This is a genomic window from Actinoplanes sp. CA-015351 (genome assembly GCF_050955685.1).
Lineage (GTDB): Bacteria > Actinomycetota > Actinomycetes > Mycobacteriales > Micromonosporaceae > Actinoplanes.
In genome coordinates, this window is the sequence record NZ_CP192102.1 from 2,870,626 (window position 1) to 2,896,371 (window position 25,746).

Below are 25,746 nucleotides of genomic sequence, written 5' to 3' on the forward strand. Positions count from 1 at the left end.
ATGTCGCGGTACTCGAGTGCGAGACTCTCGGGGAGCTTCGAACGTGGCGACAGCGCGCTCTCGGCCATCCGTCGCGCGGTTTTCGGCTAGTGGGCAGGGGGTCCTCGTGGATGTGAGCGGTACGCGGATCGCGGTGGACCGCGTCCTTGAGGACACCCTGGAAAGTCTGACCAGGTCGGGCAGCCCGCCGGTGCTTCCAGCGTCAGAGCTGGAGGACTGGGGGCTGTCCGGCCCGGCAAGGTCGGTGCTGCTGGCGTACGGACTCCCGCCGGAACGAGACGACGGCCTGATGGGCGTCGCCGGTGAATTCCAGAACCGCGTCCTCGGTCGTTACGGCTCTGCCAGGATCGTCGCGGAGTCGAATGCCGTCCTGGCCGTCCCGCGCTCGACCGCCGTGCATCACGACCTGGCCGGGCTGTACCCCGAGGGGGTGACGCCGACGACGGTGAACTCGTCGGTCCCGGCGTTCGTCGAGTGCGCGTGGCGGTGGCACTGGATCGTGCCGCTGCTCGCCGAGGCGCAGCACACCGCGGGCGAGGCCGAGATCCAGGCGTGGAAGGACGGCGTGGAGCTGGCCGACGCCTATCTCGGTTATCAGCAGTTGTGCTCCGATGTCCTGGAGCGTTTCCGGGCGATCGATCCGGCGATCGACGCGGACACCGGATTCTGGTCCGGCGTGATCATCGACCTCGGGTAGTCAGGATTCCATCAGGTCGGTCAGCGGGGTCGGCTTGCTGATGTTCGCCGGCGCGTTCCACTTCTGCAGCTCGGAGGAGTTGCAGGCGACGACCTTGACCTTGCTGGTGCCGTCGCTGTGCAGGTCGCTGCTCGGCGCGGTGTACGAGGTGTCGGTCTGGCGGGTCGGCTGCAGGCAGTTGCCCTTGTAATCCTTGATCCGATAGCTGGTCGCGTAGTCGCCGGTGTCGTGGTACACGGTCCACTGGAAGTAGTTCTTGGCCTGCAACGCGGCAGTCGAGCAGGTCTCCACCGTCACCCAGGAGCTGGAGGTGGCGGTTCCCGGCGACTTCAGGCAGTAGTTGCTGGCGCAGCCCTTGGCGGTGCTGGTCGAGCAGGCGCTGACCGAGTTGCTGGTGGACGTGTAGTTGTTCACGATGATCGGGCCGGTGGCCGAGACCTCCTTCTTGGTGGCGTCCGGCACCGGGTGCACCCACTGCTGGTTGAAGTCGACAACGCCGTTCGGCGCCTGCTTGCAGAACCAAGTGATCATGTACGTCGCGCTCATCGACTTGCTCGTCACGTCCAGGCAGCGGCTGAACTGGGCGTAGTTGACCAGCTGGTACGTGTTGTCGCCGGCCATGCCCGCGCCCACACCTGGGGCGGATCGCCAGACCGTCTTGGTGGCGGAGGTGGTGCAGGATCCGAGGGCGACCGAACTGCCCGCGGTTCCGGGCTGGGTGACGTTGATGCAGAACGACTCGACGACCTTGGACGCGTTGGCCGAGTGGAACAGGCTGTTGCCGTCCAGACTCCACTGGTATGTGGAGGTCGCCGGGGTGGTGGCCGGACACGGCTGGAAGACGAGCGGGTTGTTGTTGGCGTGGGTGGCGCCCGAGTACAGGCACATCCCGTCGTCGGCGCCTGTCGACTCCGAGCCGATCAGCTTGAGATACAGGTCGGCGGTGTAACCGAACTGCTGGCGGCTGCTCCCGTCACAGGTCGCCATGATGAGCGCGGAGCCGGCCGTCGGAGCCTTGCTGGAACCGGAGTCCATGCACTGGTTGCCCAGCGTCGAGCTGGAGATCCGGATCTGACCGCCCGGGATGTTCGTGTTGCTGGTGGAGAAGACGTAGGTGGCGCTCAGGGTGCGCTTTGTCGTCACGACCTGCTCGACCCCGTTGATCATCTGAAGCGTGTCGATGGAGCTGACCGAGGTGACGGTGGCGGTGGTCGGCACGTCGGTGACCGGGCAGGACAGCGGGCTGCCGTCCGCGTCCTTGTAGACGACCGTCACCTGATAGGTCAGCCGCTCGGACGTGTCGGTGACCCCGGCGTCGCCGCTCATCAGGCACGGCGGCATGTTCTCCAGGTAGCCCTCGCGCGTCTCCACGTCGGCGGCGGCCCGTACCCGCGCCATCATCACGTCCATGCCGGCCTGGGCGGCGTCCAGCATGGTGGCGCGCTGGGCGAGGTTCTGGGTGGCCTTGGACTGCCGGACCACGAGCGGAACCAGGAACGCCGAGATCGACAGCACGACCGTGATGAGGAGCATCGCCATCGGCAGTGAGCCCTCGTCCCTGCGGAGCGTCGTCAGGCTCACGATGTCGGCCGTCCCTTGCTGCAGTCGTTGTCGAGAAGCTCGCGGTTGTTGCCGAAGACGTTGTACGACGTGGTGTTCTGCGCCGTGAAGAGCACGTCCACCGGCATCGTGGTGGTGCCGTACTTGGCGGTGAACCGCAGCCGCAACTGGCTGTGCTGCGGCACGTAACCGGTGCCCGTGCCGGCGGTTCCGGGGCTGGCCGAGGCGTTCGGGCTGTCGCCGGGCAGGATGATCGTGAATGGGTCCTGGGTCCCGGTCAGCGTCAGGTCGGTCGCGATCGTCGCCGGCGTCCCCGGCGTGGAGGTTTTGGTCGAGTCCCAGCTCGCCAGGGTCAGTACGCCGCTCTTGTAGACGAGCTGACGGCAGCCGGACGGGGTGGCGTACTCCAGGTAGTAGTTGCCGCTGACCTTGCCGGCCTGGGAGATCCAGTTCGCGTAGCGGACCTCCTTGTCCAGCCTCCGGAAGCTGGTGGTGATCTGTTCGCGGGAACTCGCCAGGCCGTCGGCGCGGTTGACATCCGAGTAGACCTCGAACAGCCCGCCGACCACCATCACCATCACCACGCTCATCAGGCCCATGCTGACCAGCAGCTCGATCAGGGTGAAACCGTCGTCGCCCTCGTCGTTGTTCACGTGATCTTCCAGATGAAGGTGAGAACGCTGAGGTTGCTGGACAGGCCGGTCGCGGTCGCGGTGACCGTGTAACTGCCTGCGGTGGTCGGTGTGCCGGAGATGGCACCGGTCAGCGCGTTGTATGTCAGCCCGGTCGGCAGCCCGGTCACGGTCACCACCGGGGACAGGCCGAGCAGCGCGCCGTTCGTGGTCAGGGTCAGCGACGCCGCCGCGCCCTTGACCGTGCTCCGGTCTGCCGCGGTCAGCGCGGGCGCCGTGAAGACCAGCGATGTCGTGGTGGTCACGATGACCGAGACGCGCTGGCTCGCGGTGGCGCCGGTGCCGTCGGTGACGGTGATCGTCGGCAGGAACCGGCCCGACGCGGTCGGCTTGCCGGAGACCACACCGGTGTTCGCGTTGGTCTTGACGGAGGCTCCGATGGGCAGGCCGGTGGCGCTGTACGTGTAGTTGCCGTCACCGCCCGAGCCGGCCGCGGTCATGCTGAGCTGATCGCCCAGGGCGATCGTCTGGTCGGCGAGGGCGCCCAGAACCAGAGCGGGGTAGGTCGCGTAGGTGTAGGTGGCCGTGCCGGTCACGGCGTTGGCGTCGGTGATGGTGAACGTCACGACGTAAGAGCCGGCCGTGGTCGGGCTACCGGTGATCAGCCCGGTCTTCTTGGCGATCGTCAGCCCTGGCGGCAGGTTCACCGCGGTGTACGTGTACGCCGGCACCCCGTTCGCTCCGGTGGCCTGCAGGCTCACCGTGTCCCCGACACGCATCGTGGTGGCCGGCACGGTGACGGTCGGCGGCAGCACCACCTTCAAAGCGACCGGCTCGGTGTCGGTACGGCCCTGGTTGTCGGTGACCGTCACGCTCAGGTTGGTGGTGCCGGCCGTTGCCACGGTTCCGGCGATCACCCCGTACTTGGACATCGAGAGTCCGTCCGGCAGCTTCGGGCTGGCGGCCGCGAGCGTCCAGACGTTCGGCAGATACCCACCGCGGGCCTCCAGCTGGAACGACCCTTCCACGTCCTTGTAGAAGTAGATCGTGGTGGTGAGCACCGTGGGTGACGCCCGGTGGAAGTCGAAGATCGGCTCGGATGCGCGGGCCACCAGCGTCGAGGTGACGTATTCGCAGGTGTCGTCACCGCTGCTGGTGTCGCAGGCCCGGTCCGGCCAGGTCTCCAGCACCACCACGCGGAAGAACTTGAGGATCTTGGTGGTGTCGGTCGGCGCGTCCGAGCCGAGCGGGTAGACGCACTCACCGGAGCTGGTCTTGATCAGGTAGATCTCGCACGCACCGACGTAGATGTTCTGAGTGAAGGTGGTCCCCTCCACGGTGAGCTTCTGCGACGTGGTCGGGATCGGCGCGTCCGCACCCTCGGTCGACGTGGTGTCGGTGATCGTCGAATCGGCCTCGACCGCCATCGTTGCCAGATAACTCGCCAGCGACGTGGGCGCGGCATCGAACTGCGTCTGGGTGGCCTTCTTGCTGCGACCGCTCAGCAGCGCGCTGCCCTGCAGGCCGCGTACCTGCTCGATGGCGGTGTTCGCGAGCTGGATCGCCGCCTGCCGGCCGCGCTGGGCGTTGACGTTGTTGAGGCTGGCGACGAAGAAGGGTGTGCTGGCGAGCAGGGTGATGCTGACGATCGTCAGGGCGACGATGATCTCGACCAGGCTGAAGCCCTCGTCGACGTCACCCGGCACCGACCTCTCCCGCATGCTCCCCGTCCCTGATGCCTCTCGTGCAGATGATCGGCAGGTGGACGGAAGTGCTTAGCGTCAAGAGTCAGGCTCCTCCTCGGGCCCAACGGTTCCTCTGACCTCTTCCTGCGCGAGGCGGCCCGGTGCGCGGCTCACAGCAGCGTGGTGAGCACACCTCCGTCGACGCGTACGGCCGCGCCGTTGATGGCGGCCGCGACCGGGCTGGCGACGAAGGCCACCACGCCGGCGATCTCGGCCGGTTCGATGAAGCGTTGCAGCAGCGTCGTCTGGTTCGTACCGATGATCGCTGCCTTCATCTGCTCTTCGGGGATGGCCTGCGCGCCGGCCAGGGCCTTGACCGTCCCGGCGACGCCGTCGGAGTACGCCGGGCCGCCGAGCACCGAGTTGACGGTGACGGCGGTGCCTTTCGTGAGCTTCGCCAGGCCGTCGCCGACCGCGAGCATCGCCGTCTTCGACGTGCCGTAATGGATCATGTTGCCGGGGATGTTGACGCCCGGGAGCGCGTCACACAGCCGCTCGACATCCCCGCCGTCCGCGAAGTCGGCGGCCAGACCGCTGACCGAGGCGCCGGGCACCTCGCCGAACGCCGTCTTACCCGTGAGCCGCAGATCCATGGATGCTCCTCATCAGTGCCCGCCGGCCGGACCATCGGCAGCGCTGACACCGATGCTGCCGAGCGCCAATGAGCATCCGATGAGCAAGGACCGCGACGGTGCTCCGGCACGAGGCCGGAGCACCGCCGGTCACCTGCGGGTCTTGGGCAGGTCGAACTGGTCGGCGGCTCGGCAGTCCTTCTGGTTGCCGATCGCGTCCGGGCCCAGCTTCGTGAGCGCCTCGCGGGCCTGCTGGCGGCCGAGGTTCCACGCGTACCAAGGGTCTGGCTCTTTGAGATCCTCGCTGATCCAGCTCAGCGTGCAGCGGCGGACCGGATCGGGCAGTTCGGTCAGCGCCGGCGTCGCGTCGGCGGAGAGCGCACGCAGGTACCAGGCGTCGATCTTGCCGGAGCCCTCGTATCGGGCGGCGTTGCGGCTCGCCACATAACCCTCGGGGTCGAGGACCGCGAGGCCGAGAAGCATCAGCACGGCGAGCCCGACGGTGGTGCCCGGGATCCAGCGACCCTGCCATTTGATGCCCGCGGCAGCGATCAGCACGAAGATCACGCCGAGCAGCATCTCGGACGCCATCACGAAGATCCGCTCGCCGGTGAAGCTGTAAACCCGCTGGTACTCCCACATCCGCGACAGCGCGGACGCCACGATCACCACGCTCAGACCACAAAGCAGGCCCAAGAGTACGCGCAACAGCACCCGTTCCACCGGCTGATCCCGTTTCGCCCAGCGGGCCAGCGCGGCGATCAGTGCCAGGGAGAGCAGGGTGACCGCGACGAGCTGCCAGAAGCCGCTGCGGGCGTACTCCGAGTAGCTGAGGCCGGACGTCTTGAGCACGTGCCGGCTGCCACCGAACAATACGGCGAACTGCACCGCCACGAAGCCACCGAAGAGCAGCACCAGTGCGGCGCCGGCCGGCGCCCACTCGATCAGGCCGAACCTGGCCTTGCCCTCGGTGTCCAGGCTGGACGTCGCCGGCGGCGCGGTCAGCGTGTAGACGCCGGAGACGGCGAGCAGAGCGCCTGCCACGGCCAGGAAGATCCACTGGAAGATCGAGCCGAATGCGAAGTCGGGGACGGCGTCGTCCAGCAGGCTGGAGAACGCGACGTCGGCCGAGGACAACAGCGCGCCGAAGACGAACAGCACCACGACGGTGAGCGCCACCGAGAAGAGGATCCGCTTGGCGATGCCCGGGTTCTTGCCCGTCTTCAGATGCCTGCGGACCCACGGGATGCCGGCGAACGCCGCGTACGGGGCTGCCACCAGGCTGAACAGGATCGACCGGACCTGCCGGCCACCGACGATCGCCAGCGCCGTGCAGCCGATCGCGCCGAGCACGCTGAACGTGACGAGCCACCACGCGTTGCGGAACGCCGGGATGAGCATCAGCGCGAGCGCCGCGGCGGCCCAGCCGAATCGGATCAGCGCCTCGGAGCGGGACAGATCGGTGGATTTCCGTACGCCGAACGCCACGCCCAGCGTCAGCGCGAGCCAGCCGAGGAACCAGCCGATACCGACCCGGTCGAGCGGCAGGAAGAGCAGGAAGCCGAGGGCTCCGGCGAGCACTCCGGCCGGGACGGCCACGCCCTGGGCCGCCTTCGGGCCGGGCCAGTTCTTCTTACGGAACGCCTGCCAGGAACTCTCCGGCCGCTCATAGGTACCGAACGGCTGGATCGGGGCGTGCACCTGCCGTTCCCGCCGGTGCGGGTTCGGCTGCTGAGGCAGCGGCGTCGGCTTGGCCGGCGTGAATTCCAGGTCCGACGGGGTGGCGTTCTCCACCGGAGCCGGAGCCGGAGCCGGAGCCGGCGCGGGTTTCGGAGCCGGAGCCGGGTCCGGGTTCGGCTTTGGCGCCTCAACCGGCTCCGGAACCTCGACGGGCTCCGGGGCCGGCTTCGTTTCGGGCGCGACGGCCGGCTTGGCGACAGCTGGGGCCGCCGCTGCGGCCGTCTGCGCGGGAATCATCGGTACGAACAGGGCGTATCCCCGCGTACCCGATGGAATTTGAACGGGAATGGCCCATGCCGTTTCGCCTTCGGCGCCTGGCCAGACCATCGACGGGATCGCGTCGGTAGGCGGCATGACCAGCAGTTGGGGTGCCGGCATGGGAACGTCTTTGTTCGAATCCGCAGGCACAGCCGATTCCGGCTGTTCTGGTGGCAGCTCCGCCACTGCACCCTCCTAGGTTGCTCAGTCCGCACACTGTAGGGCGTACGCACAGCAATTTCTACGCCGGGACGTGTCCGTACCGCCGCGACGCCCGGATGGATTGGCACAGATAAGGGAGATCCTCACCATGACCTATGTAGTGGACTTCGGCACCGTGTCGACGGTCGGGCTCGAATCGTCGCCGGTCGCCGCCGCGCTCGCCGGCCTGCGGGCGAACGAGGCCCGGTACTTCAAGAACAAATACAGTCACGTCTTCACCGTTGAGCCCGCGAGCGACGCCACGCAGACCATCGATTGGGTGAGCCGCGTCCTTGAGGCAGAGCGCGGCATCGTCATCTCGTCGAAGCCGCTCGAGGCGACCGCCTTCCAGGTGGAGAACATCCGGATGGCCTACGTCTTCTACGAGAGCGGCCTGTCCATCAACGTGATGTACACCGTGGACGACGGCGGGAAGCGAGCCGTCGGCTTCAAGCTCTCCGACGGCATGGAGGTTCCCGAGGAGCTCGGGTCGTTCAAGTTCGCCCGGCAGAAATCGAAGCTGGCCGGGACCATTCGCGGCTCCTACTTCGTCATCAAGAAGGAGTACTGACCGCACGGAGGGGCCCCGGGAATCCCGGGGCCCCACCGGTCAGGGACCTGAGGTCAGGTACGCCACCTGGCTACCGCTGTTCACTGTCGCGCCGCTGTTGTTGATGACCCGGTTGATCGTGCCGGTGCCGCCCAGCGACACCGTCACCATGCTGGTGAACCGCACGCCGGGCTTCACCGGGACCTCGAAGGCACGCTCGTTGACCACCGACGGGTTGACGTTGAAGTAGGCGTACGACCCCAGCCCCCACGCCTGATGGTTGTTGACCGCGTCGGCGACCTTGTACGCCGCCCACCCCCGCGTCGAGGAGTTCATGTACGCCGCCTGGTTCGGCGGGTCGTACGGCATCTCGTTCTGGTAGAAGTACGTGCGCCCGTTCTCGCCGTTCCAGATGGTCTGGTACTTCTGGTAGTGCTCGACGAACAGGCCGTAGAACGTCATGTCGTCGCCGTTCACGATCAGCCCGGTGTCGGCGGTGTTGATGTTCCAGCCGACGGTTCCGCCGTTGCCGTGATCGGCACGCCAGATCCAGGTGTGGTCGCCGATCACGTCGTCGCTGTTGACCTTCAGGCTGACCGTGGCCTTGCCGGCGATCGAGCCGCCGATGCGGAAGAACACGTCGTGCAGCGACGTCGGGTTGGCCGCGTGGTCGGTCGACGAGCCGTCCGGTCCGACCTCCATCAGCACCGGCGAGTTGGTGGTTCCGGCGTCGAACATGATGCCGGCGACCTTCACGCCGTCGACGTCGGCGACGCGCATCGGCACGATGCCGTTCTGCGGTACGAACGTGGCCAGGCCAAGACCCAGCACCACGGTGTTCGGGCGGGTGACGTTGATCGTCTGGTTGATGGTGTAGGTACCCGGGGTGACGAGCAGGTCCCGGCCCGCGGCCAGGGCGGCGTTGATGTTCGCGGCGGTGTCACCGGGCCGGACGATGTAGAACTGGCTCAGCGAGATCGACTCACCGGCCGGGTTGCCGTTCGCCCAGGTGGTGCCGCTGACGTTGCGGCGCAGCGCCGGCACGAAGACCCGGTACGCACCCGCGGCGTCGACGTACAGGTAGGGCTTCTCCCGGATCACCGGTGACTGACCGACGCTGGTGTACGGCGGGTTCGGGAAGCTGGTCGCCGGAGCGCCCTGCACGCCCACGAACACCTGGTTCCAGTTCCGGCCGGCCCACGATCCGATCTGCGAGTTGCGGGTGATCCACTGCTGCTGCGAACCCGAGTCGATCTGACCGTCGATCTTCGTGTCCGAGATCCAGCCGCCGGACGACCAGCCCCCGTCGGACAGTGCCAGGTTTCCGCGTACGTGCATCCGCCGGTACGGCGCGGCCTGCGACACCGACCAGCGGTCCAGGCCGGCTGTCGGGTTGACCGCCAGTCCCTCCGCGGAACGCCAGAAGTTCTGGGTCGCGTTCTGCGAGCCGTCCGGCCACCAGTCCGCCTCGACGTGCACCCGCCCGTTGATGGTGGTCTGGTCCGGGACCAGTCCCAGCCCGGCGACCTGGGTGAAGAAGCCGACGTTCGCGTCGACGCTGTAGGCGCCCGGCTTGAACAGCAGCGCGTACCGCTGGGTCCTGAACTGGTTGGTGACCTGCTGGTTGAAGACCTGGTTCAACCGGTTCTGAATCGTCGGCGCCGACATCGAGGGATCGAACACCGACACATTGGGCCCGAGGTCCGGGTTGGTGACGGGGTTGTCAGCCGGCGGAGTGGTGGGCGATGTGGTCGGCGGGCTGGTCGGTGGTGTGGCCGGACCGCTTGACAGCGTCCACCGCTGGTTGGCGGAGCCGGCGCACGCCCAGATCTGCAGCCGCGAGCCATCGCCGGTGCCGTTGTTCTGCACGTCCAGGCACTTGCCGCTGGCCTGATTCACCAGGGCGCCGGACGCGTTCAGCGTCCACTTCTGGGTGGCCACGGTGTCGTAGCAGGTCCACAGGTGGGTGAGGGAGCCGTCCGTGGTCCCGTTGTTCGCCACGTCCAGGCATTTGCCCTGCGACTGCACCTGGCCGTTGTCGGCCAGGGTCCACCGCTGACTGGCCACCGTGCTGTAACAGGTCCAGATGTGGATCGCGGCGCCGTCGGCGGTGGAGCCGTTCGCGACGTCGAGGCACTTGCCACTGCCGGCGCCGACGAGCGATCCGGCGCTGGCGGCGGAGGCGTTCGTGACGCCGAGAACGCCGAGACCGGTGACCACGGCGATAGAGGTGATGACGGCGAGCAATCTTCGCCGTCGCGGGGATGACGGGATGCCTGTCGAGGGCATGGGGACTCCCAGTGTGAACGAAATCCGGGGGAACGAGAGCCGGGGGCTGACGTATCGGTGATGGAACTCTTAAGAAACGTTCATCCCTGTGCGGCAGGCGTCAGCCGATGTGGAACGAGTCGCCGTAGACCTTGAAGTCCAGTGGCGTGTTCAGGTCGAAGTTGCCGTTGTTGAGGAAGACGCGTTGCGCCGTGTCGATGCGGGTGACGTCGTCGTGGGCCGCTTCCTTCTTCATCTCGACGACCCGCTCGTCCAGGAACGCGCTGAGCCAGGCGCGCTCGTCGCCGCCCTGGGCCGGCGGCTTGGCCTTGGCGAGGGCCCGGCTGCGGATCGACCGCATGCCGCCGTAGCCGTGCACGACCGAGGCGTCGTAGTACGCGAACTGCCCGAGCGCCCGGACGCCGTCGGACTTGCCGTCGCGGACCGACGGGTTGAAGTACACGCGGTCGCGCTCGGACTCCTGTGCGGCCTGGAACACCGGGTCGGCGGCCGCGGTCTTCCAGTCCTTGGTGAAGTTCGGGTCGAGGCCGGCGTGCGAGGCGGTGCCGTTGACGCTGCGCAGCGCCGGAAGGTACTTCGCCAGCACGTTCGAGGGTTTGGTGGCGGTGTACGCCTCGACCAGTTCGAGCATGTCACCGGTTCCGGAGCAGAAGCCGATGATGCCGGCGGTGTAGCCGCGGCCGTCGTTGATGTCCTGGATGTAGGAGAACTGCGCCCGCCAGTTCAGCGACGAGTTCTCGGCCGCCGAGACGATCTGCATGGCGACGTCCTTCTTCGCCGGCTCGTCGAGGTTCTTGCCGGTGGACGGCGGAGTGCTGGTGGGCGGGGTCGTGGGGGTCGAACCGCCGGGCAGGGTCCAGGTCTGGTTGGCGGTCGCGGAGCAGGTCCAGATCTGCAGGCGGGTGCCGTTGGCGCTGCTCTTGTCGGTGACGTCGAGGCACTTGCCGGACGCCGGGTTCACCAGGGCGCCGTTGGTGAAGGTCCACTTCTGGGCGCCGGTGCCGTTGCAGTCGTACAGCTGGATCTTTGTGCCGTTGGCCGTCGCGGCGGCGGTGATGTCCAGGCATTTGCCCAGGGCCTGCAGCGTGCCGTCGGCGTTGCCGGTGGTCCATTGCTGGGCGGCCGAGCTGTTGCAGTCGTAGATCTGGACGGCGGTCCCGTTGGCGGACGCGGCGCCGGCGACGTCGGCGCACTTGCCGCCGAGGCCCTTGATCGGGCCGACCGTGGCGGCGCTGGCCGGAAGCAGTCCGTAGATCGTGGCCGCGCCGGCAAGGACCAGTCCGGACGCTGCGTAAACGGCGGTTTTCACGCGAAACATGGCGCTCCTGGGGAAAGGGGGATGGAAGGGTGGCGCGCGCTGGACGGACTCTATGACTGTTAAGTAGCTTTATCAATAGCCGTCAATGGGGAGCTTCGATGTCACGTCTGGCCGGGTCGTCCAAGCTGCTGCGCGCCATGAACGAGAGCGCGGCACTCGAGCTGCTGCTCGACCCCGGCATGCTCACCCGCGCCGACCTGCGCCGGATCACCGCGCTGTCCACACCGACGATCTCCGAACTGCTGCGGCGCCTGACCGGGGCCGGGCTGATCACCGTGGTCGGGCACGACAGCGGCCGGCCGGGGCCGAACGCGGAGATCTACGCTGCCGATCCGGACGCGGCCTTCGCCGTCGCGGTCTCCATCCGCGAGACCGGAACCAGCGGAAATCCGTCGGTGGCCGCCGCGCTCTGCGACCTGACCGGCACGATCCGCGCTCGGGTCGAGTCGCATGTCGACTTCCTCGTCGCGGATCCGGTGTCCGCCGTGGCCGCGGTGGTCACCCGGCTGCGGAAGCGGGCCGGCGTCGCGGCCGGCCGGATCCGGCACGTGCACCTCGGCGTGCCCGGCTCGTACGACCCGAACAGCGAGACGATCCGGCTCACCGACGTGCCCGGATTCGGCCGGCCCGGCTTGGTGCCGAGGATCGCCGAGGCGCTCGGCACCCGTGTCGGCGTCGACAACGACGTCAACCTGGCCGCGGTGGCCGAGCGGCGGCGGGGCGCCGGCCGGGAGGCGGAGAACTTCGCTCTGCTCTGGATCGGTCAGGACGGCCTGGGTCTGGCCATCGACATCGGCGGGACGCTGCTGCGGGGAACGCGTGGGGGCGCCGGCGAGATCGGTTATGTGCCGCTCTACTCACCCGAGTCGCCGCATCGCAAGATCGACCTGCAGGACCTCTTCGGCGGTCCGGCGATCATGGAACTGGCCCGGGATCACGGCATCGCCGGCGAGGCTCCCGTCGCGGTGGTCGCCGCCGGGTCGGAAGAGTTTCTCGCCGTCCTGGCGGATCGCATCGTGGTGGGGCTGGCCGCGGTGACCGCCATTCTCGACCCGTACCTGATCGTGCTGGCCGGACCCATCGCCCAAGCCGGCGGCGAGACGCTGCTCGCGGCGGTGACCAGCGCCTTCGGGCGCGCCGCACCCCTGGAGTGCGCGATCACCGTGACCACCATCGAGGGTGACGCGGTGCTGCTCGGCGCTCTGGACGCCGGTCTCGCCGCGGTCCGCGAAATTCTGGTCACCGCCATCCGCGCCGGCTGACCGGCGCGGCTTCTCATCCTGGCCGGATGAGGCGCCGACGCGCGGCGACTACCAGGAACCGGCAAACCCGGCCAGCAGTCCTCGGGGCGGGACCGAGTAGACCTGCACCGGGCGTACGCCGTGGCGGTTCAGGATCGCGTTGGCGGCCAGCGCGGCGGACGCTGCCGAGCGTTCCATCAGCGCGCAGGGGAACGACATGCGGACCCAGTCGCCGGCCAGGAACAGTCCGTCGGCGTCGGTGATCACGCCGGGACGGGTGGCGTCACTGCCCACATCGAACGCCGGGGCGTCGTACCCGATCCGGGTGTCGCTGTCGACGGCCCGCAACGCGCTCGTCTCCGGCCAGATCCCGGTGAGCTGCGACCACATGTCGCGAGCAGCGCTCTCCGGGTCGACGCCGGCGTCCGCGGCGTACGCGTGCAGTTCCAGGACCGCGCCACCGGTCCGTTGCGACCATTGGGCCGAGCCTCGTTCGACGCGGTGGAACAGGCTCACCGAGTCCAGCAGCGGCTCGCGGGCGACGCTGCTGAACACCGCGCGGTCCGCGGCGACGTCCCGGTCGGTCCAGATCCGGCTGACCGCGTACGGGGCGGTCGTGCGTACCGTCTCGATGTTCTTGACCAGAGCCGGCGCCGAGCCGGCCAGGGTGGGTGACGCGGCGACGATGGCGCGCGCGGCGGCGGGGTCGGTGGCCAGGACGACGTGGTCGGCGTGGACCTGGGCGCCGCCGGTGAGGGTGACGGTCCAGCCCGGTTCGATCCGATCGACGGCAGTGCCGGTGCGGATGTCCGCGCCGAGCGCCTGCAACCGCTCGCACAGCGGCGCCCAGATCGACGTCTGGTAATCGTCGTCCGGCGCGTCGAAGGCCAGGCCCTCGGCGTTGCGCAGGAAGTAGAAGTGGAACTGCATGATCATCTCGGCTGCCGACATCTCGGCCGCGTGGTTGAAGAACGAGTGGGCGAACACGTCGAACAGCAGCGCGCGAGCCTGGTCCGGCATGGCGAGCCGATCGAGGAAGCCAGCCGCCGACATGGTGTCGAAGTCCCGGTAGGTCTGCGCGCGTGAGTACCGCAGCAGGGCCATCGCGGACGGGCCGTCGACGTCGCGCATCTCGCGCATCCGCAGGCTGGGTGAGCGGGCGATCAGCGTGAGCAGGTTCCACGGTGGTGTTCTCGGCAGCCCGCCGAAGTCCTCGTCCGGCCACGCCCGGGACACCACCGGATAGTGCTCGGCCGGGCGCAGGAACGACAGCGCCGGGTCGATCCGGCGCAGGATGTTCCGCCAGTTGTAGTACTGCCGGAAGAAGGCGTGAAACCCGTGGCCGACCATCTGGGTGGACCCGTCCGCGAGCTGTTTCGGCCACGCTGCGAGCCGGCCACCGAGCCGGTCGTCGCGTTCCAGCACTGTGACCGCGACTCCGCGCTCGGCGAGCAGCAGGGCCGAGGTCATTCCGGCGATCCCGCCGCCGATCACCACGGCGCGCACCGGATCGTCCGTCCGGCGCGGCAGCGACCTGTCGATGCGGATGAGGCGGCGGGCGCGGCGGCTCGGGCGGCAGTCGTTCGATCCTTGCGGGCAGACTGTCGTCATGGTCATCGACTCTACGTCTCTGCGCTCGCACTTCCCTTCGCTCGACGACGGTGTGGCGTACTTCGACTCGCCGGGCGGCACCCAGACGCCGCGTCCGGTTGCCGAGGCCATCGCCACGACGATGCTGCGGCCACTGTCCATCCGCGGGACGAGCACCGCCTCCGAACGCAACGCCGAGCTGGTCGTCACCGAATTCCGCGCCGCCTATGCCGACCTGCTCGGTGTGCCCGCGCAGGGCGTCGTGCACGGTCGCAGCGCCACCCAGCTGACGTACGACTTCTCCCGGCATCTGGCCAAGGCCTGGCAACCCGGTGACGAGATCGTTATCAGCCGGCTCGAGCACGACAGCAACGTGCGGCCGTGGATTCAGGCGGCCGGGCGGGCCGGGGTGACCGTGCGCTGGATCGACCTCGACGGTCCGGAGCTCGATCTCGGTTCGTTGCGGCGGGTGCTGTCGCCGCGCACCCGGCTGGTCGCGGTCACCGCGGCCTCCAATGTGCTGGGGACCATCCCATCGGTACGCCGGATCGCCGATCTCGCGCACGAGGCGGGCGCGCTGCTCTACGTCGACGGGGTGCATTTCGCGGCGCATCACCTGGTGGACGTGCCGGGGCTGGGCGCGGACTTCTTCGTCTGCTCGCCGTACAAGTTCTTCGGTCCGCACTGCGGGGTGCTGGCCGCGGCGCCGGACCTGCTGGACGGGTTGCGGCCGGACAAGCTGCTGCCGTCGTCGGACGCGGTCCCGGAGCGGTTCGAGTTCGGCACGCTGCCGTACGAGATGCTGGCCGGCGCGACGGCCGCTGTCGACTTCCTGGCGGGGATCGCATCAGGAGCGCCGGGAGCGGGAACAAGCCGTCGGGATCGGCTGGCCCGCTCGTTCGCGGCGATCCACGAGCACGAGACCGGCCTGCTCGCCCGGCTGGAGCAGGGGCTGGGCGACCTGGCGGTGACGGTCCACTCGCGCGCCGCGGACCGGACCCCGACCACGCTGATGAGCCTGACCGGCCGTGACGCCCGAGAAGCCCAGGAGTACCTGGCCGGGCGTGACGTGCTGGCGCCGGCGGGATCGTTCTACGCGTACGAGCCGTTCACCGCGCTGAAGCTGCCCGATCCCGCACTGCGCGTCGGCCTGGCACCCTACAACACCGGCGAAGAGGTGGACCGGTTCCTCGCCGGTCTCGCTGATTTCCTGCGCAAATAGGATCAGCTGGTGACCTCCGCCCCCCTCCGCATCGCCCTGTTGTCATATCGGAGCAAACCGCACAGTGGGGGACAGGGAATCTACGTCCGGCACCTGTCGCGCGAGCTGGTGAGCCTCGGCCACCAGGTGCAGGTGTTCTCCGGGCCGCCGCTGCCCGAGCTCGACGACGGGGTCGGCCTGACCGTGCTGCCGAGCCTCGACCTCTATCGGGAACCTGATCCGTTCCGGACACCGAAGCTGCAAGAGTTCCGTACGCCGGTCGACGTCCTGGAGTGGGCGGCCATGTGCACCGGCGCGTTCCCGGAGCCGCTGACGTTCTCGCTACGCGCCTGGCGGCATCTGCGGGAACGGCTGGCCGGATTCGACATCGTGCACGACAACCAGTGCCTCGGGTACGGGCTGCTGCCGCTGAGCCGGTCGGGCACGCCGCTGGTCGCGACGATCCACCACCCGATCACCGTCGACCGGGATCTGGAGCTGGCGGCGGCGCCGGGCTGGAAGCGCCGGCTGTCGCTGCGGCGCTGGTACGCCTTCACCCGCATGCAGGCCCGGGTGGCCCGGAACCTGCCCTGGCTGACGACCGTGTCACAGGCCGCCCGGGCCGAGATCGTCGAAGCCTTCCGGGTGCCGGCCGAGCGGCTACGCGTGATCGGCGTAGGCGTGGACGTGGACACGTTCAGCCCGGGCGGCGAAAAAATCAATGGCCGCATCGTCACCGTGGCCAGTGCCGACGTACCCCTGAAGGGTCTCGCCGAGCTGATCGAGGCGGTCGCCAAGCTCCGCGCCGACCACGACGTCGAGCTGGTCGTCGTCGGCTCGGCGCGCCCGGACGGCGCCGCCGCGCGGGCGATCACCCGGCTCGGCCTGGAGGAGTCGGTGCGGTTCGTGTCGGGGATCCCGGATGCCGAGCTGGCTGATCTGTTCCGGTCGGCGACGGTGGCCGCGGTCCCGTCGCGGTACGAAGGTTTCTCGCTGCCCGCCGTCGAGGCGATGGCGTGCGGGATCCCGCTGGTGGTGACCACGGCGGGTGCGTTGCCGGAGGTGACCGGCCCGGACGGGCTGGCGTCGCTGCACGTCGCGCCGGGCGACGCGGAAGCGTTGTCGGCGGCGATCGGGCGGCTGCTCGACGACGAGCCGCTGCGCCGCCGGCTCGGTGAACAGGGCCGCCTGCGGGCGGTCGAGCAATTCACATGGCGGCGGACCGCGATCCGCACCGCCGAGTGGTACGCCGAGGCAATTGCCGCTCATCACCACCGAAAGGGCAGGTAGAACACCGTTGCTGACCGTCGATTACGACCGGCTGGATGTACGACCGGGAATGCGGGTCCTCGACCTGGGGTGCGGCGAGGGCCGGCACACCTTCGAGGCGTACCGGCGTGGCGCGGACGTCGTCGCCCTGGATCTGAACGAGAAGGATCTGGCGACGACCGCGTCCTGGTGTGCGGCGATGGACTCCGCCGGTGAGTCGCCGGCGACGGCGAGCGCCACGACGGTCAAGGGTGACCTGCTGTCGCTGCCGTTCCCGGACGCCAGCTTCGACCGGGTGATCGCGTCCGAGGTCCTCGAACACATCCCGGACGACGTCACGGCGATCGCCGAGCTGGCCCGGGTGCTGCGGCCGGGCGGGCTGGCGGCGGTGACAGTGCCGCGCTGGCTGCCGGAACGGGTGTGCTGGGCGCTGTCCGACGAGTACCACGCGAACGAGGGCGGGCACGTCCGCATCTACAAGGAGAGCGAGCTGGCCGACCGGCTGCGCCAGGCCGGGCTGACGGTGACCGGCAACGGGTTCGCGCACGCGCTGCACAGCCCGTACTGGTGGCTCAAGTGTGCGATCGGGGACGCCGCGCCGACCCGGGCGTACCACAGGCTGCTGGTGTGGGACATCGTCGACCGGCCGGCGGTGACCCGGGTCGTGGAGCAGGCTCTCAACCCGCTGATCGGCAAGAGCGTGGTCATCTACCTGGAGAAACATGTCGGTTCCTGACCTGCCCGGGGTACTCGGCACCGATCAGATCCTGGCGACCGTCGCGAGCATCGCCGCCGAGCAGCAGGCCGACGGGCTGATCCCGTGGTACGCCGGTGGGCAGGCCGACCCGTGGGACCACGTCGAGGCGGCCATGGCCCTCGATGTCGGCGGCTCCCACGCGCGGGCCGAGGCGGCCTACGAGTGGCTGCGCCGCAGCCAGCGGCCGGACGGGTCCTGGGCGTCGCGGTACGACCCGGGCGGGGTGATCGCCGACGCCACGGCGGAGACGAACCACGCCGGCTATCTCGCGGTCGGCTGCTGGCACCACTGGCTGTGCACCGGCGACGAGGACTTCCTGGCCCGGATGTGGCCGGCGGTGCGCCGCGCGCTCGACTTCGTGGTCGGCTGCCAGGCGGTGGACGGGGAGATCTGGTGGGCGGCCGGCGACCCGGTGGCGCTGCTGACCGGGTGTTCCAGCATTCACCAGGCACTGCGCTGCGGCATCGCGATCGCCGAACTCGTCGGCGAGGCCCAGTCCGGCTGGGAGATCGCGCGCTATCTGTTGTCGGGTGCGATCAGGAAGCGACCGGAGGCATTCGCCGATAAGGGCCGCTTCTCGATGGACTGGTACTACCCGATCCTGGGCGGGGCGATCCGTGGCACGGCGGCCCGGCACCGCATCGAGCAGCGGTGGGACGAGTTCGTCGTACCCGGGAAAGGGGTTTTCTGTGTCTCCGACCAACCGTGGGTGACCGGCGCGGAGACGTGCGAGCTGGCCCTGGCTCTGGACACGCTCGATGAGCGGTCGGCCGCGCGGGAGCTCATCGCGGCGATGCAGCACCTGCGGGAGGCGGACGGATCCTATTGGACGGGTCTGGTGCTGACCGACGGTGTTCGATGGCCGGTGGAGCGGACCACCTGGACAGCGGCGGCGGTCGTTCTCGCGGTCGACGCCCTGCACGCGGAGCATCCCCGCTCGGCGATCTTCAAGAACGCCGGCGCAGCAGACGCAGCGAACCCTGCCCGGTGAGTTCGAGGTAGGCGCCCGAATCGAGCGCCTTGCGGTAGATCCGGTAGGGCGCCTGCCCGCCGTCAGCGGGGTCGGGGAACACGTCGTGGATGGCGAGGACCCCGCCCATCGCCAGGTGCGGCGCCCAGCTCGCGAGGTCACGCTGCGCCGACTCGTCGGTGTGGCTGCCGTCGAGGAAGAGGAAGGCCAGCGGCGCCGCCCACAGCCGGGCGAAGTCCTCGGCGCGGGCCACCACGGTGACGACCACGTCCTCGGCGCCGGCCGCGGCGATGGTGGCGCGTAGTCCCGGCAGCGTGTCGATCAGCCCGACCGCCGGGTCGACCAGTTCAGGATCGTGATAGTCCCAGCCCGGCTGATGCTCCTCGGACCCGCGGTGATGGTCGACGGTCACCACCTTCGTACCCCGTGCCCGCGCGGCCGCGGCCAGATAGAGCGTCGATTTCCCGAGGTAGCTGCCCACCTCCAGGATCGGCCCGTCCGGCGCCGCGAACGCCGCCTCCGCGAGGGCGCGGCCTTCGTCAGCGGGCATGAAGCCGGTCGCCGCGGCAGCAGCAGCCATCAGATCGGAGTCGAGCATCGCGCCATCATACAAAAATCAAGATCAACCCCGTCCTTTCGTACGCCGCCGCAACAGCACCTCGTCACGCCGGGCGCGGGGCTGGGCTGGCCCCGGGGCCGGGAGGGCACTGCCCGCGGCCGGCTTGCGCTTACGGTCGTGGGTCCGGCTCCGGCCCGCACATTTGCGTGTCGGGTGAGGGTGCGATTCGCACCTCGAGTCGACACGCAGCCCGGGAAGGCGCCCGAGGAGCCCGAGTGGGGGAGCCCGAGTGGGGGAGCCTGGTGGACAGAAAGCTGCGGATGGCCTGGCCCGATGCGCGGGTTCTGACAGGCAGCGCCCGCCGGAGGTCTGGCTGGAGCCTCCGGGGGCGCCGGTGGTTACTCCGCGGCCTGGAGTTTTGCTTCGAGGCTTTCGCGGCGCTGGAGGAGGACGTCGATGACGGCCTGGTTCTCGGCGATGCCGGTCAGCTCGGTGGCGAGTTCCTCGTTCTCGATGATGCCCTCGGACGCGCCGCCGTCCTCGCCGCGCCGGGCTTGGGCGTCGCCGTCGAGCCTGCGGAGTTCGGCGATCTCAGCGTCCAGGTCGGTGATCCGCTGGCGGATCTCTTCGGGTGTCGGTTGATCGCTCATGACGCAATCCTAGGGACAGGCCGGTACTTATCGATGATCAACCCGGGCCACACCCCGGGCCGCCGGGTACTGGTTCGGGCTGCCGAGGCCGTCGAAGTCCGGGGCGGGGTTACCGTCCACGTCCGCCTCGGCCGGGTCGAAGCCGGACGCCAGGGCCCGTCTGCGGGCCAGCACCCGGCGGACCAGCAGGAAGGTCAGGAAGGCGACGCCGAGCGCCAGCACGGTTTTCGCCACCGGGCCGAGGAAGCCCTCCACCCGTTCCCAGTTGTCGGCGAGCAGCCAGCCCGCGCCGATCAGGGCGCCGTTCCAGATGCCGCTGCCGATGGTGGTGAACACGGCGAGCACGAGCCACGAGCCGCATTTCTCGAAGAGGGCGTAACCGCGCTCCACGTCTGCTCTGGTTGCCAGGACGAACCAGCGTTTGCCGGCCAGCGCGTGCAGTCGATCGTACCCAAGCAGGGCTCCGACGTAGTAGAGGACGAGTGCGCCCGCCAGGGCGCCAAGGGTGGCGGTGGTCCAGACAGCGACGATGTTGAGATCGCCGTCGCGAGCCCGGAAGCCGGCCAGCGGCAGGATCAGCTCCGAGGGGACCGAAGATACCGGCGTAAGCTACATACTTCCTGAAAACGTGCCCAGCGGGAGCGATCCTGTCGCCCGCCCGGCGGCCCAGAGCAAGCCGCGTTCGGTCATGGTGCGTGTCTGTGGCACCTCCAGGTCGGCGGGGGAGTGCCCGAGCGCGGAGACGAAGACTCGTCCCTGGCCGAAGCGGCGGGTCCAGGCGACCGGCATGACCACACCGGCGGTCTCCGGTGCGCCGTGGTCTCCGGTGAATGTCGTTGTCGCCAGCACCTCCAGGGCCGGATCGACGTGGCAGTAGTACTGCTCGGTGTGCACGGCGTACGAGTCCAGTCCGGCGGTGATCGGGTGCTCGCCGGCGATGTCGACGGTGTAGTCGACGAAGCCGCCCGGATGGTTGATGAAGCGACCGCCGACCATGTGCTGGTACTGGGCGGCTTCGTACCCGGTCGCGAGGACGCCGCCGTGCCAGCCGGCGAAGCCCGCGCCGTCACGGACCCGTCCGACGAGTCCGTTCTCCTGGTCGGCGGTCAGGCGCCCGTCGGTCCAGCACTGCACGATCAGGTCGACCGAGGCGAGGGCGTCGCGGTTCGTGTAGACGTCGAGGTCGTCCACGACGTACAGGGTGAAGCCGTTGCGTTCGAGGAACGCCCGGAAGGTTTCGGTGCAGGCCACCGGTTCATGCCCGGCCCAGCCGCCGCGGACGATCAGTGCGTTCATCGGGTTCTCACGGTTTCCAGGATCTCATCCGGAGGGCGAGCGGTAGCCGGTGCACGGCACGGGATCGGCTGGTGAACACGCGGCCGGTTCGGCTGTCAGCGTCTCAAGGCATCGGCAGGTTCGATCCTCGTAGCTCGCCAGGCGGGGTAGAGGCCGGCCACAAGGCCGGTGAGCGCACCGACCAGCGGGGCCGGGAGAACCGTCGCGGGCTGGAGGATCGGGGTCCACTCCCTGAGGTAGGCGACGGCCACCACGGCAGCCACTCCCACGCTGGTGCCGATCAGCCCGCCGATCAGGCCGAGGGTGCCGGACTCGGCGAGGAAGTGGGCTGCCACGTGCCGGCGGCGGGCACCGAGGGCGCGACGCAGGCCGATCTCGCCGACGCGTTCCAGGACCGCCACCAGCGTCGTGTTGGCGATGCCGACCGCGCCGATGAGCAGGCAGACGGCTGCGAGGGCAAGAAAGAGCGTGCCGAGGTCGGTGGTCACGCCCTCGCGCAGCTCGCGTGGGTCGGGCGGTGTGACTGTCCTGAATCGGTGCGGATCCTCGGGCCGCAGAGCCAGCGGCGCCTCGTCGCCGACCTGCTGGGCGGCGCCGATCTCGGTGTCGATGAGCGCCCGTGTCCCGGTGCCGGCGCCCCAGGCGGCTTCCGCCGTCCCGGCCGGGACCACAGCGCTGAGCAGGGTGCCGGCCTCCCGGTCGACGTCGTCGATGATGCCGATGACGGCGAACGGGGTGCCGCCGATGAAGACCGCCGGTTGTTCGTCGATCCAGGTGATACCCAGCCGGCCGGCCGCGCCGGAACCGAGCACCACAACGCGTTGGTGCTCGGCGTCGTGCCACCTGTCGAAGATCCGGCCTGAGGTGAGGCGTGCGTGGATCGCGCGCAGGTAACCGGGTGAGGCGGCGAGCACCTTCAGGTTCTCGCCGGGCTCCTGGACGGTCGGCCGGCGGGCGGCGAGCGGGCCGGGGTCGGTGACCTCCCAGAAGAGGCCGGCGCTGCGCACCCCGTTCAGCGCGGTCAGGCGCTGTTCCGCGTCGTCCGGGAACGCCGTGCCGGCGTCGGGCTGGTCGCTGGTGTCCTGAACGAGCACCTCGGTGGCCACCAGCGCGGTGAAGCGGTTGCTGATCTGTCCCTCGACGGTGGTGGTCAGGCCCAGGACGGTGACGAACGCCGCGACACCGAGCAGGGTGCCCAGCACGGTCAGCGCGGCCCGTCCGGGCCGCGCCAGCATGCCGGCGACGGCCTCGTCGATCACGTCCCGCAAACCCAGCCGGGTCGCCGGAACCATCCGCGCCGCCCGCCTGACCAGAGGAAGCCGCCTCATCTGAGGAACCCGTCCTGGATCAGAACCGAGCGGTGGGCCCGGCCGGCCACCTGCTGGTCGTGCGTGACCATGAGAACCGTCAAGCCCGAAGCGTTCAGGTCGCCGATGAGGGCGAGCACGGCTGCCGCGTTCGCGCTGTCCAGGTTGCCGGTCGGCTCGTCACAGAGCAGCAGCGACGGCCGGTTCACCAGTGCCCGGGCGATAGCTACCCGCTGCGCCTCGCCACCGGAGAGGTGCCCTGCTCGGGCGTACACCCGGTGGGTGAGCCCGACCCGGTCGAGGGTCTCGAGCGCGAGGGCGGTCCGGGCGCGGCGATTCACCGAGGTGTAGATCAGGGCCAGCTTGACGTTCTCCAGTACCGACCGGTGCCGCAGCAGGTGGAACGACTGGAACACGAAACCGATGCGCCGTCCGCGCAGCGCTGTCCGGTCGGCGTCGGCGAGGGCGGCCGTGTCGATGCCATCGAGGCGGTACACACCGCCGTCCGGGCGGTCGAGCAGTCCCACCAGGTTGAGGAAGGTGGACTTTCCGGAGCCGGACGGGCCGGTCACGGAGACGTACTCCCCGGGGCCGACCATCAGATCGGCCTCGTGCAAAGCCCGCACCGGGGGTGGCCCCGGATAGGAGCGGGTCACGCCGGCGAACTCGACGACCGGTGGAGCCGTCATCCGGAGCGCTCCCCGACGGCGATCCGGTCACCTTCGGCCAGCCCGTCACCGCTGACCTCGACGAATCCGCCGGCGGACGCGCCGGTCCGGACGGGGACGGACTGCCGCTGGTCACCGCCCGGCGCCCGGAGAACCCGGGTCGAGCCGTCCGCGGCCGAGAAGATCGCCGAGACCGGTACGACCAGGACGGCCTCCTCGGTGGTCGCGGCGGTGACGGTGAGGCGTACGTCTTCACCGGTGAAGTCCGCGGGGAGCGACTTCGTGCTGCTCACCGTGATCGGGTGCCCGGTCTCCGACCCGGCGCCCTGTTTCAGCGCGCCGATCGACGCCAGTTTCCCGGCGGCCTCGTCACCAGTGGTCTCGTTGAGGATCCGCACCGGCATGCCGGTCTCCACCAGTTCCCGGTCGGCGGGCGCGAGGATGCCCCGGACCACCATCTTTCCCACCGAGAGAGTGAGGATCGCTTCGCGGACCTCAGCGCCCAGGCCGGCCTTGACCGCGGCCACCCGAGCGGGCAGGGACTTGACGTAGTAGACCTCGCTCATCGGCAGGTACGCATCGGGGCGTGGGGCCGCCGCGGGGGAGGCGCTCGGAGACACCGTGGGAACAGCCACGGGATCGCTCTCCTCGACCGGCGGATCGTAGTCACGGGCCTGGTACATCTTGCGGATCGCACGTTCGGTGGAGGCGCCGAAGACCCCGTCCTGGTCGCTGATCCGGTAACCCAGGTCGCCCAGCGCCGACTGCAACTGCTCGACGTCCGAGCCCTTCATCCCGGTATGGATATCGCGGTACGGCGGCACGAGGCCGCCGAGCGCGATGACCGGCCGGCCGGAGATCTCCGCGAGAACCGTGCCCGCCTCGACCAGGTCGCCCGCCTTGACCGTGCGCTGCGAGATGACGGCCCGGCCCTCGCCGAGCACGGCCTTGACGTCGAGGGCACGATCGGGCTCGACGGTCCCCCTTAGCACCACCGCCTGCTCCAGCACCCGCCGTTCCACGGTCGCGGTGATCAGGCTCGGCGCTGGCGGAGCGGCCTCGGCCGCCGCCTGCTGCGGCGACTTGATCAGGGTGGAGGCGCCGAGTCCGGCGATCGCCATCACCACCGCCCCGGTGACCAGGCCGATCAGGAACCTGCGCCGGCCGCGCAACGGGTCGGCGGGGGCCGGATTACCGTCCACTCAGCACCGCCGCCGCGTTCTTCAGGGCGTTCTGCGTGTTCCGGTGCGCAGTCTCGAGCCGCTCCGCGTTGTTCTCCACGATCTGCTGCTGGTACGCGGTCAGGATCGAGGTCATCTGATCGAGGTAGTTGACCTTCTTCTTGCAGCGCACGTCGGCGACCGCGGTCTTGATCTCCGGCCCTGAGGCGACGACGCTGTCGTCCTTCCACCAGCGCTGGTCGTTGTTCGCGTCGTCCGGCGTGTCGTACCGGTAGCCGGATTTCTTCATGCACGCGCTCCAGCCGGCGATCACTTTGAGCGCCCGCTCGTCGGCGAAGGTGCGGGCGGACGCCTCGTTCGTCTGGTCCTCGAGCCAGGAGTCCTCCTCGAGATTCCATTGGACCTTGCTGTGCCCCTCGCCGATGCAGCCGCCCTCCGGCACGCCCTCCGGCGCTTGGAGACCTGGACGAGTGCCCAGCAGGACGAGGGCCTGTTCGTCGGTGAGGTTGGTGTGAGCGCTGTCCGTCTGTGTGTACTGGGCGACGTCCTCCGGATCACCGTGGTACCCGTTCTGTTTCGCCTCCGCCTCATCCATGAGACCGAGCCGGTTCGTCCGGTCCCGGAGAGCGTCCAGGTTCTGGCGCCCGAACTTGTAGGTGATGCCGAACCGCTTCATGCAGTCCGCGGCCACCATCTTCGAGGCGTAGTCGAGATCGATGAACTGGTCCACCGTGGTGGTGTAGCGGTCGAGTGGCAGCCGGGTGTCGTTGAGGTTCGACACCGAGGGCGTGGCGGTCACCGGCGGTGGCGCAAGCGAGGCGACGGACGCCGGCGTTTCGCCTCCGGAATCCTGATCACCAGCGCATCCGGCGGTGGACAGCGCGCCGGCCGCCAGCACGACCGCGGCGAGAACACGTTTCATCGGTACGCTCCCACTCGTTCTTTCTTGTTCTCTGCCTGTGGACGCCGGCGGCGGCGCGTACGCCACCCCCGCCGGCGCCTTCATCGCTCGGGCTTGGCTGTCAGCACTGCCAGTGGTGCGAGGAGATGACGTCCTCGTACACGGTGCGCAGCAGAGTCTTCGCCGGCCCGCCGACAACGATCTTGACAACTCTGGTGCTGTTGGAAAGGGCGCCGCTGTTGTTGCCCCATGCCGCGGTGCACGAGGAGCCGAAGTTCATGACTCCACCGCTGTTGTTGTCGACCTTGGCGCCGGTCTTCTTGTAGTAGTTGTTGCTCAGGTTGGAGTCGGTGCTCTCGTAGTCCCAGGCGGCGACCTCGTAGATGTCGCCCTGCCAGATGCAGGATTCAGAAACTTCGCAGTCGCCGTCGAAGTTGGTGTTCGCCGCCGATGCCGGCGCGGCGGTTCCGAACAGGACGGCGGTGGCCGCGAAACCGGTGACGGCGAGCGTACCGAGCCAGCGTGTCCTCGAAGTGGTCCGAGACAAGTGGTTTCCCTTCCCCGTGCGGAGCGCGTTCGCTCCGGCTACCCATG

General features: G+C 69.1%; 24 protein-coding genes. 7 read left to right on the plus strand and 17 right to left on the minus strand.

Annotated elements, in window-relative coordinates; genetic code table 11:
- Positions 1-106 precede the first annotated feature (106 nt).
- Entirely contained in the window at positions 107-697 is a 591-nt protein-coding gene (locus ACQP2E_RS12860; RefSeq protein ID WP_433831197.1) for an SUKH-4 family immunity protein, read from the plus strand.
- On the opposite strand, the gene ACQP2E_RS12865 is transcribed toward ACQP2E_RS12860, so the two are convergent.
- The 5 genes from ACQP2E_RS12865 to ACQP2E_RS12885 all read right to left on the minus strand — a co-directional run bounded on the left by ACQP2E_RS12865 (position 698) and on the right by ACQP2E_RS12885 (position 7,324).
- On the minus strand, positions 698-2,278 hold the full coding sequence (locus ACQP2E_RS12865; RefSeq protein WP_433831199.1) for a DUF1561 family protein: 1,581 nt from the start codon (positions 2,276-2,278) through the stop codon (positions 698-700).
- Positions 2,275-2,910 (minus strand): prepilin-type N-terminal cleavage/methylation domain-containing protein, encoded by a 636-nt coding sequence (locus tag ACQP2E_RS12870; RefSeq protein WP_433831201.1) that lies wholly within the window; start codon positions 2,908-2,910, stop codon positions 2,275-2,277. The genes ACQP2E_RS12865 and ACQP2E_RS12870 overlap by 4 nt, the downstream gene beginning before the upstream one ends.
- Positions 2,907-4,610 carry a putative Ig domain-containing protein gene (locus tag ACQP2E_RS12875; RefSeq protein WP_433831203.1) on the minus strand — a complete coding sequence of 568 codons (1,704 nt, stop codon included), beginning with the start codon at positions 4,608-4,610 and terminating at the stop codon, positions 2,907-2,909. Before ACQP2E_RS12875 ends, ACQP2E_RS12870 begins: the two co-directional genes overlap by 4 nt.
- A gap of 134 nt (positions 4,611-4,744) precedes the next feature.
- Positions 4,745-5,227, minus strand: a complete 483-nt coding sequence (locus ACQP2E_RS12880; RefSeq protein WP_433831205.1) for an SDR family oxidoreductase — start codon at positions 5,225-5,227, stop codon at positions 4,745-4,747.
- A gap of 129 nt (positions 5,228-5,356) precedes the next feature.
- Positions 5,357-7,324: a DUF4153 domain-containing protein gene (locus tag ACQP2E_RS12885; RefSeq protein ID WP_433831207.1), complete on the minus strand. Its 1,968-nt coding sequence runs from the start codon at positions 7,322-7,324 to the stop codon at positions 5,357-5,359.
- Between the two features lie 190 nt (positions 7,325-7,514).
- On the opposite strand from ACQP2E_RS12885, the gene ACQP2E_RS12890 reads away from it, so the two are divergent.
- Positions 7,515-7,976 carry a phage tail protein gene (locus ACQP2E_RS12890; protein ID WP_433831209.1) on the plus strand — a complete coding sequence of 154 codons (462 nt, stop codon included), beginning with the start codon at positions 7,515-7,517 and terminating at the stop codon, positions 7,974-7,976.
- A gap of 39 nt (positions 7,977-8,015) precedes the next feature.
- Here ACQP2E_RS12890 and ACQP2E_RS12895 read toward each other — a convergent pair whose 3' ends face one another.
- On the minus strand, positions 8,016-10,244 hold the full coding sequence (locus ACQP2E_RS12895; protein WP_433831211.1) for a ricin-type beta-trefoil lectin domain protein: 2,229 nt from the start codon (positions 10,242-10,244) through the stop codon (positions 8,016-8,018).
- Between the two features lie 100 nt (positions 10,245-10,344).
- Complete coding sequence (locus ACQP2E_RS12900) at positions 10,345-11,562, minus strand: chitosanase (protein ID WP_433831213.1); 1,218 nt, start codon at positions 11,560-11,562, stop codon at positions 10,345-10,347.
- A gap of 98 nt (positions 11,563-11,660) precedes the next feature.
- Between ACQP2E_RS12900 and ACQP2E_RS12905 the strand changes: the two genes are divergently transcribed.
- A complete protein-coding gene (locus ACQP2E_RS12905) occupies positions 11,661-12,824 on the plus strand; it encodes an ROK family transcriptional regulator (protein WP_433831215.1) in 1,164 nt (387 codons plus the stop codon).
- A 48-nt stretch (positions 12,825-12,872) separates the two neighbouring features.
- Here the strand turns inward: ACQP2E_RS12905 and ACQP2E_RS12910 are convergent, their stop codons facing one another.
- Entirely contained in the window at positions 12,873-14,414 is a 1,542-nt protein-coding gene (locus ACQP2E_RS12910; protein ID WP_433831217.1) for an FAD-dependent oxidoreductase, read from the minus strand.
- Between ACQP2E_RS12910 and ACQP2E_RS12915 the strand changes: the two genes are divergently transcribed.
- Genes ACQP2E_RS12915 through ACQP2E_RS12930 form a run of 4 tightly spaced genes read left to right on the plus strand, consistent with a single transcriptional unit; the run spans position 14,413 to position 18,611 of the window.
- Positions 14,413-15,615 (plus strand): cysteine desulfurase-like protein, encoded by a 1,203-nt coding sequence (locus ACQP2E_RS12915; RefSeq protein WP_433831219.1) that lies wholly within the window; start codon positions 14,413-14,415, stop codon positions 15,613-15,615. The genes ACQP2E_RS12910 and ACQP2E_RS12915 overlap by 2 nt on opposite strands.
- A 9-nt stretch (positions 15,616-15,624) precedes the next feature.
- Positions 15,625-16,884, plus strand: a complete 1,260-nt coding sequence (locus ACQP2E_RS12920) for a glycosyltransferase family 4 protein (RefSeq protein ID WP_433831221.1) — start codon at positions 15,625-15,627, stop codon at positions 16,882-16,884.
- 7 nt (positions 16,885-16,891) lie between these two features.
- Positions 16,892-17,599 (plus strand): class I SAM-dependent methyltransferase, encoded by a 708-nt coding sequence (locus ACQP2E_RS12925; RefSeq protein WP_433831223.1) that lies wholly within the window; start codon positions 16,892-16,894, stop codon positions 17,597-17,599.
- Positions 17,586-18,611, plus strand: coding sequence for a prenyltransferase (locus tag ACQP2E_RS12930; RefSeq protein ID WP_433831225.1), 1,026 nt, complete (start codon positions 17,586-17,588; stop codon positions 18,609-18,611). Before ACQP2E_RS12925 ends, ACQP2E_RS12930 begins: the two co-directional genes overlap by 14 nt.
- On the opposite strand, the gene ACQP2E_RS12935 is transcribed toward ACQP2E_RS12930, so the two are convergent.
- The 9 genes from ACQP2E_RS12935 to ACQP2E_RS12975 all read right to left on the minus strand — a co-directional run bounded on the left by ACQP2E_RS12935 (position 18,568) and on the right by ACQP2E_RS12975 (position 25,699).
- Positions 18,568-19,188 (minus strand): class I SAM-dependent methyltransferase, encoded by a 621-nt coding sequence (locus tag ACQP2E_RS12935; RefSeq protein WP_433831227.1) that lies wholly within the window; start codon positions 19,186-19,188, stop codon positions 18,568-18,570. The genes ACQP2E_RS12930 and ACQP2E_RS12935 overlap by 44 nt on opposite strands.
- A 359-nt stretch (positions 19,189-19,547) precedes the next feature.
- On the minus strand, positions 19,548-19,799 hold the full coding sequence (locus tag ACQP2E_RS12940; protein ID WP_433831229.1) for a hypothetical protein: 252 nt from the start codon (positions 19,797-19,799) through the stop codon (positions 19,548-19,550).
- Positions 19,800-19,826: 27 nt separating this feature from the next.
- Entirely contained in the window at positions 19,827-20,189 is a 363-nt protein-coding gene (locus ACQP2E_RS12945) for a hypothetical protein (protein ID WP_433831231.1), read from the minus strand.
- Between the two features lie 219 nt (positions 20,190-20,408).
- Positions 20,409-21,095 (minus strand): ThuA domain-containing protein, encoded by a 687-nt coding sequence (locus tag ACQP2E_RS12950; RefSeq protein ID WP_433831233.1) that lies wholly within the window; start codon positions 21,093-21,095, stop codon positions 20,409-20,411.
- Between the two features lie 95 nt (positions 21,096-21,190).
- Positions 21,191-22,423, minus strand: a complete 1,233-nt coding sequence (locus ACQP2E_RS12955; protein ID WP_433831235.1) for an ABC transporter permease — start codon at positions 22,421-22,423, stop codon at positions 21,191-21,193.
- Positions 22,420-23,091: an ABC transporter ATP-binding protein gene (locus ACQP2E_RS12960; protein WP_433831237.1), complete on the minus strand. Its 672-nt coding sequence runs from the start codon at positions 23,089-23,091 to the stop codon at positions 22,420-22,422. Before ACQP2E_RS12960 ends, ACQP2E_RS12955 begins: the two co-directional genes overlap by 4 nt.
- Positions 23,088-24,272: a peptidoglycan-binding protein gene (locus ACQP2E_RS12965; RefSeq protein ID WP_433831239.1), complete on the minus strand. Its 1,185-nt coding sequence runs from the start codon at positions 24,270-24,272 to the stop codon at positions 23,088-23,090. The genes ACQP2E_RS12960 and ACQP2E_RS12965 overlap by 4 nt, the downstream gene beginning before the upstream one ends.
- Positions 24,262-25,173: a hypothetical protein gene (locus ACQP2E_RS12970; protein WP_433831241.1), complete on the minus strand. Its 912-nt coding sequence runs from the start codon at positions 25,171-25,173 to the stop codon at positions 24,262-24,264. The genes ACQP2E_RS12965 and ACQP2E_RS12970 overlap by 11 nt, the downstream gene beginning before the upstream one ends.
- Before the next feature lie 100 nt (positions 25,174-25,273).
- Positions 25,274-25,699, minus strand: coding sequence for a hypothetical protein (locus ACQP2E_RS12975; protein WP_433831243.1), 426 nt, complete (start codon positions 25,697-25,699; stop codon positions 25,274-25,276).
- Between the last annotated feature and the right edge of the window lie 47 nt (positions 25,700-25,746).

Coding starts and splice junctions, on each gene's coding strand:
- ACQP2E_RS12875 (WP_433831203.1), bottom strand. CDS start 4,610: ATGCGGGAGAGGTCGGTGCCGGGTGACGTCGACGAGGGCTTCAGCCTG.
- ACQP2E_RS12880 (WP_433831205.1), bottom strand. CDS start 5,227: ATGGATCTGCGGCTCACGGGTAAGACGGCGTTCGGCGAGGTGCCCGGC.
- ACQP2E_RS12885 (WP_433831207.1), bottom strand. CDS start 7,324: ATGCCGGCACCCCAACTGCTGGTCATGCCGCCTACCGACGCGATCCCG.
- ACQP2E_RS12890 (WP_433831209.1), top strand. CDS start 7,515: ATGACCTATGTAGTGGACTTCGGCACCGTGTCGACGGTCGGGCTCGAA.
- ACQP2E_RS12895 (WP_433831211.1), bottom strand. CDS start 10,244: ATGCCCTCGACAGGCATCCCGTCATCCCCGCGACGGCGAAGATTGCTC.
- ACQP2E_RS12900 (WP_433831213.1), bottom strand. CDS start 11,562: ATGTTTCGCGTGAAAACCGCCGTTTACGCAGCGTCCGGACTGGTCCTT.
- ACQP2E_RS12905 (WP_433831215.1), top strand. CDS start 11,661: ATGTCACGTCTGGCCGGGTCGTCCAAGCTGCTGCGCGCCATGAACGAG.
- ACQP2E_RS12915 (WP_433831219.1), top strand. CDS start 14,413: ATGGTCATCGACTCTACGTCTCTGCGCTCGCACTTCCCTTCGCTCGAC.
- ACQP2E_RS12910 (WP_433831217.1), bottom strand. CDS start 14,414: ATGACGACAGTCTGCCCGCAAGGATCGAACGACTGCCGCCCGAGCCGC.
- ACQP2E_RS12930 (WP_433831225.1), top strand. CDS start 17,586: ATGTCGGTTCCTGACCTGCCCGGGGTACTCGGCACCGATCAGATCCTG.
- ACQP2E_RS12935 (WP_433831227.1), bottom strand. CDS start 19,188: ATGCTCGACTCCGATCTGATGGCTGCTGCTGCCGCGGCGACCGGCTTC.
- ACQP2E_RS12940 (WP_433831229.1), bottom strand. CDS start 19,799: ATGAGCGATCAACCGACACCCGAAGAGATCCGCCAGCGGATCACCGAC.
- ACQP2E_RS12950 (WP_433831233.1), bottom strand. CDS start 21,095: ATGAACGCACTGATCGTCCGCGGCGGCTGGGCCGGGCATGAACCGGTG.
- ACQP2E_RS12955 (WP_433831235.1), bottom strand. CDS start 22,423: ATGAGGCGGCTTCCTCTGGTCAGGCGGGCGGCGCGGATGGTTCCGGCG.
- ACQP2E_RS12960 (WP_433831237.1), bottom strand. CDS start 23,091: ATGACGGCTCCACCGGTCGTCGAGTTCGCCGGCGTGACCCGCTCCTAT.
- ACQP2E_RS12970 (WP_433831241.1), bottom strand. CDS start 25,173: ATGAAACGTGTTCTCGCCGCGGTCGTGCTGGCGGCCGGCGCGCTGTCC.